The sequence below is a fragment of the Stieleria sp. genome (assembly GCF_041595215.1).
In the GTDB taxonomy this organism is placed as follows: domain Bacteria; phylum Planctomycetota; class Planctomycetia; order Pirellulales; family Pirellulaceae; genus Stieleria; species Stieleria magnilauensis.
This window is the reverse complement of sequence record NZ_JBFHKV010000556.1, coordinates 1-5,470: the sequence shown is the minus strand read 5'-3', so window position 1 is coordinate 5,470 and position 5,470 is coordinate 1. Positions and strand designations below refer to the sequence as shown.

The 5,470-nt window shown below is 60.9% G+C and carries 6 protein-coding genes and 1 pseudogene; 1 reads left to right on the top strand and 6 read right to left on the bottom strand.

What is annotated here, in order from left to right; genetic code table 11:
• A partial coding sequence (locus tag ABX749_RS19940; protein WP_372897515.1) for a BBP7 family outer membrane beta-barrel protein occupies positions 1–440 on the top strand: 440 nt, incomplete at its 5' end.
• A 9-nt stretch (positions 441–449) separates the two neighbouring features.
• Here ABX749_RS19940 and ABX749_RS19935 read toward each other — a convergent pair.
• The 6 genes and pseudogenes from ABX749_RS19935 to ABX749_RS19910 all read right to left on the bottom strand — a co-directional run.
• A complete protein-coding gene (locus ABX749_RS19935; RefSeq protein ID WP_372897514.1) occupies positions 450–2,093 on the bottom strand; it encodes a putative manganese-dependent inorganic diphosphatase in 1,644 nt (547 codons plus the stop codon).
• A 72-nt stretch (positions 2,094–2,165) separates the two neighbouring features.
• Positions 2,166–2,717 (bottom strand): flavoprotein, encoded by a 552-nt coding sequence (locus ABX749_RS19930; protein ID WP_372897513.1) that lies wholly within the window; start codon positions 2,715–2,717, stop codon positions 2,166–2,168.
• 364 nt (positions 2,718–3,081) lie between these two features.
• Entirely contained in the window at positions 3,082–3,360 is a 279-nt protein-coding gene (locus ABX749_RS19925) for a DNA-directed RNA polymerase subunit omega (protein ID WP_095741410.1), read from the bottom strand.
• On the bottom strand, positions 3,345–3,947 hold the full coding sequence (gene gmk, locus ABX749_RS19920; protein ID WP_145212201.1) for a guanylate kinase: 603 nt from the start codon (positions 3,945–3,947) through the stop codon (positions 3,345–3,347). The genes ABX749_RS19925 and gmk overlap by 16 nt, the downstream gene beginning before the upstream one ends.
• Positions 3,948–3,969: 22 nt before the next feature.
• Positions 3,970–4,935: a YicC/YloC family endoribonuclease gene (locus ABX749_RS19915; RefSeq protein WP_372897512.1), complete on the bottom strand. Its 966-nt coding sequence runs from the start codon at positions 4,933–4,935 to the stop codon at positions 3,970–3,972.
• Positions 4,936–5,101: 166 nt separating this feature from the next.
• Positions 5,102–5,470: pseudogene (locus tag ABX749_RS19910) on the bottom strand (hypothetical protein); the annotation flags it as partial.

The following is a 5,470-nucleotide window of genomic DNA, read 5'->3' as shown; positions in this document are numbered from 1 at the left end:
TCGTGCATCGCATGTTGCTTCAGCGAGCCTGGTTGGAAACGTCGATGCGCGTCGCCCTGGGGAACACCGAACAAACGCTGCGGGTTTCCGGCAGCACCACCATCGATGATCAGGCGACGAGCCAAACCTACGACGGCGGACTGCTGGCGCAGCGGACCAACAGCGGCACGCGGAGTCGCGATGAGTTTTCGTTGGTGCCCGAGTTGGGCGTCCGATTGGGGATCCGATTGACCGATCGGTTGCACGCGAACATCGGTTACTCGGTGCTGTATCTGCCCAACGTGATTCGCGCGTCCGAGCAAATCGACCGGGACGTGAATCCCGGGTTGGTTCCGCCCGGAATGGATCCGCTGGCCGGTGCGCTGCGACCGCGCGTTCAGTGGATCCAGTCGGACTACCTCGCCCACGGTCTGCATTTGGGCGGTGAATTCAATTTCTGATGCCGCCGATCAGATCGATTCCATCAGGCTGCTGATCAGGGGCAGCAATTGCTTCTTGCGGCTGACGACGCCGTCGAGTTGGTAGAGGCGGTCTTCGAGTTCGGGATAGTTGATGTCTTCCCAGCCTTGCGGTTCACTGCTCATCATCAACAGGCTGCCGTTGCTGACAATGTCGGTGACCAACAGGGCGCTGAAGTCGAGCTTTTGTTCTTGCGCCATGCTTTCCAGCGCGCCGAACAATTCGTCTTTGCGTTCCCAGAACAGATCGAATCCGATCTCTTCGATTTGCGAAATGGAAAAGGCGTGCCCGGATTCTTCAAAGTGTTTGCAATCCTCGCGGACGACTTGACCGGGCGAGCAGGTGCGGAGGGCTGAGCCGACTTGGAAGAAGTTTTCGGCGAACGATTCCAGCGGCATCGGGCAAAACTGCTGCAACCACTCCAGCATCTCGCGATCGGTCGGGGTGGTCGTCGGTGAACGCAGGTAGAGCGTGTCGCTGATCATCCCGGATGCCATGCAGACCGCGATCCCCGGCTCGGGGTCCATGCCGGCCTGGCGATACATTTTTGCAACCAGGGTGCACGTCGATCCGACCGGCTCCATCGTCAAACGAATCGGCTCGGTCGATTTCAGCGATCCGCCCAATCGGTGATGGTCCAGCACCTCGACGATCCGCGCCTCGTCGGCGCCGGCGACGGCTTGGCCCAGTTCGTTGTGGTCGACCAGCACCAGTTCGGTCTTGGGCGGATTGACCAAGTCACTTTTGCTGAGCACGCCGACCAGTTGCCCGTCTTCCAAGACGGGGAACACGGCTTGCGGTGACCGAAAGATTTTGTCCCGTGCCTCGGTGACGGGCATCCGCGCGGGCAGCCAAATGAAGTCCTCTTCGACCACATCGCCGATCAGCTGTGCCGACTTGATTCGCATCGTTGTCGTGGCGGTATCGAACGGGCTGCCCAGGACGGTGATCCCCCGCGCCCTGGCCAATTGCATCAACCCATCGGACAACTGGTAGCCGCCCGTCACGATCAACGCGCGGACGCCGAGTTCGAGGGCCGGCAATTGCACGGTCGGGCGATCGCCGCTGACGACGAGCAATTTTTCGGCAGGGAATTGTTTGATGTGGTCGGTGAACCCGCCGGCACTCATCGCCCCCACGCTGACGATCAAGTCCTCGTCCACGTCCGGGTTGACCGCATGCTGGAACGTCCCGCCGAGCACCGAGGCGATTTTGCTGAGGTTGGTGCGTACCTGACGTGCCTTGAGCGGATCGACGCCGCTGTTGAGCACCAGTTCCAAGATATCCAGCAGCGAGACGATCCCGGACAGCTTGCCGTCCGGTTCGACCACGGGAATGCTCCGCAACCCACGCTCGTCCATTCGCCGATAGACGTCGTAAAACACTTCGTCGCGATGGGCCAGCGTGACATCGGTTTGGCAGACGTCCTCGACCAGGGGATGCACGTCCATCACGATCCGCGGCGCCGATAACTTGGCGATTTTGAGTGCGTACTCGGTCCGCTGGTTGGGCGGTCCGCAACTCGCCGCGATTGCATCGGGACGTGTCGTTCGACGCAAGAAATCCGCGTAGGCGATTGCCGCACAGATCGCGTCGGTGTCGGGGTTACGATGACCAAAAACGAATAAAGGCATGAGACGCGATTCGATGAGAACGGTGAGCTGGATTGGCGAGCATTGTCATCGCAATCGCTTTCAACGTCGATCCTACGCGGCCAAGATTTCCAACGCTCGCTGGAAAATCGCTTCCGGGTCACTCATCCGTCCGACCCCTTTGACGCGACAGGACAACCATCCCGATTCGGGGCCGATCAGCTGGCAGCCATCGGCGGTCAGCTGGGCAACGTTGCGGCCGACGGACGGTTTGTTCCACATTGGGTCGCTCATCGCCGGCGCAATCAGGACCGGAGCGGTGTTTTGCAGATACAGCGTGCTGACCAGATCATCGGCAATGCCTTGAGAAAACTTGGCGATCAAATTGGCCGTCGCCGGCGCCACGATCATCAGATCCAGGTCGAGGGCCAGTTCGATGTGCGATCCGAGCGGATGTTTGGCGTCAAAACCGTCCAGGCCAACCGTCCGCCCAGACAACGCCGCCAGGGTGGGCGGACCCAGGAACTCGGTCGCCGAACGCGTCATCACCGTTTGCACCCGGTGGCCGGCTTGGGCCAGCCGGCTGCACAAGATGGCGGCCTTGTAGGCGGCGATCCCGCCACCGACGGCCAACAGGATTCGCTTGGATGCAACGGGTTCCGGCATGGCACAGCGTGGGGGGAAAGGCGAACGGATGTCAAACGATGATCAGCCGTTTGGCGCTAGCCTACGGGCCCCAACGCCAAGGAAACGACGATCGAATGAGCGGCACGACGCGAGTCCGATGCCACTTACTTTGACACCGGCCGGGGTGTTTTTTGTTAGCGGTAGGGCGCGAGCCCTCCGGTCTTTGACGGTCAAACCGGACGGCTCGCGCCGTTCCGCTAACAGGTTTGTGGCCAAAGTATCTGGCGTTGCCGTTGGGGGCCCGTGGCTAGCGCCATCGGCTCACGATTGTTTCGGTCGCGATTGAATCGACAAACCGTTGGCCAGGACGAGTCACCAGGCCGACGTTGCCGCGACGAGCGAACTACAGGTCCGCGGCGTCCAAGTCGGGAGACTCGGCGGCGGCGATCGTCGCATCCAAGTCCATCTCTTGGACTTGCTCGACTTCGTTTTCCATGTTCAGGACGATTTTGTCCTGCATGATTTCTTGAAGCACGATCGACATCTTGTCGTGGGTGTCGACGTTGACCAACGCGCGGCTGCCTTGGTTCAACTGAACGAGCCGCTTTTGAATCAAAGTGCTCAACTTGAATCGACCGCCGACCTTGTTGACGGTCTCTTCGTCTTTTAGTTCTTCGAGCATGTGTGTTTCTCCTGGTGGTCTCTGAGGATTTGGCAGACTTGGGCGACGGCCGCGTCGACCGAGCCGTTAATGATTTCGTATTGGTAGCGGTGCACGAACCGCATCTCACCCGCGGCCGTCTCCAAACGGCTTTGAATCGCGGCTTCGGTTTCCGTTCCCCGGTCGCGGAGACGACGTTCCAGTTCGTCCATTCCGCCGGGATGAATGAACAACGAAATGGGATCGGTCTCCAGATGCTCCATCACCTCAATCGCACCTTGAACGTCGATTTCAAGGATGATCCAATTTCCCGCGGCGAGCCCGTCGGCGACTTCACTGCGCAAGGTCCCGTACCAGTGTCCCTTGCCGAACACCTCTTTGCATTCAAGAAAGGCATCTTGATCGCGAAGTTCACGGAAACGTTGCTGAGAGAGGAAATGATATTCTCTTCCGTCTTGTTCGCCAGGGCGCGGGCCGCGGGTGGTCGCCGAGACGCTCAATCGCAATGGCAGATCGCACTCGGACAACAGCCGTCGTGTCACCGTCGACTTGCCGGCGCCGCTGGGCCCGGAAATGATGATCAGACGTGGGGAGGTTGATTCAGCCATCGTTGATGCTCCGCCTAGGGGGCTACTCCAGGTTTTGGACCAGTTCACGCATCCGCTCGATCGCACATTTGATTTCGACCACGATGGCCGAAACCTCGGCGTGAGCGGATTTGGAACCGATCGTGTTGGTCTCTCGGAACATCTCCTGGATGATGAAATCCAGTTTTCGCCCCACCGGCTCGTCGCGGCCGGATTCCTTGTCGCCGTCGGGGCTCTCCCCCCGCAAAACCGCCTGAAAAAGCTTCAGGTGACTGTCCAAGCGGGTGATTTCCTCGCTGACGTCCGCCTTGTCAGCATACACTTGGACTTCGCGAAGCAGATCGACCGGATTGACTTCGGCATCATATTCGGCCAGGACCCGCTGGACTTTCCCCTCCAGACGGACCCGATAGCTCTCCGCCGCCTGCGGGGCCAGTGTCTCGATCGCTCGCACGTGCCCTCGGATCGTTTCGCAATCGCCGAGCAGTGTTTCGGCCATGTGGGCGCCTTCTTGCTCGCGCATTTCGATCAGGTTTTCCAGCGCCGCGATGACGACCAGCCGGGCTTGCTGGAATACTTTTTCGGCGTCATCGCCCTTGGGCCGCGCTCCGGTCTGGACCCCGGGCAGGTTCAGCAAGGCGGCGACGTCCAGGGAAACGTTCGCGTCGGTGTCCACGCCGGACTGCTCCATGGCCGCTTTGCACTGGCGAATGTAGCCGGCCAGCACGGTGTCGTTGATCTGCACCGGCGTCTGGCCTTGCTGGTGCTCCAGGTTGATCGACAGGTTGATCGAGCCGCGGTGCAAGTGTTCGCGGACGACCGATTCGATCAGCGCTTCGCTGCCGGAAAGTGGATCCGGGGTCCGCACCGAACACTTGAACCCGCGGTTGTTGACCGTCCGCAACTCGACCGTGACGGTTCCGATGTCCGTCTTTCCCGCGGCCCTTCCCTGACCGGTCATGCTGCGAATGCCGCAGGCGGGCGCAAGGGTCGAGGTGGCTTGTGTCATGCGGCGTCAAGGTGGATCAGTGGCATGTGATTCGATGCCGGGGGAGAAGAAAGGGAGGCCGTCCGTGTTCGCAAGAAACCTGCAATGCGGCCGCCCTCGTTGCGTCGCACCGTCCTTGGCGGGACGGGGACGCAAGTGTTGCCCAATCGCTGTGTCGGCCAGTGGCCTATTCGGGCGTTGACTCAGACGTGTCCGCTGGGGTTTCGTCCGCTGGTGCTTCCGCCGGGGTTTCGTCCGGTGTCTCTTCCGCGGGGGCGGTTTCGGCCGGTGTCAATTCCATCGTGGGCGTTCCGGTCGCCGGTTCGCTTCCGGTGTCGGCTGCGGCATCTCCATCGGATTCGGTGGGTTCGTCGGACAGCAAGCCGCTCAGACCGCTCAGCCCACCACTGCCGGTGGTTCCGGTGGTTTCATCGGCGGACGATTTCAGTGCCGGAGTGTCGTCGATCGCGTATTCGGCGTCGTCGGCGGTCAGCGGCGGAACGCCCAGGGAGTACATTGCGATGGCGCAGACCAAGCCCCAGATGATGGCCGAAAC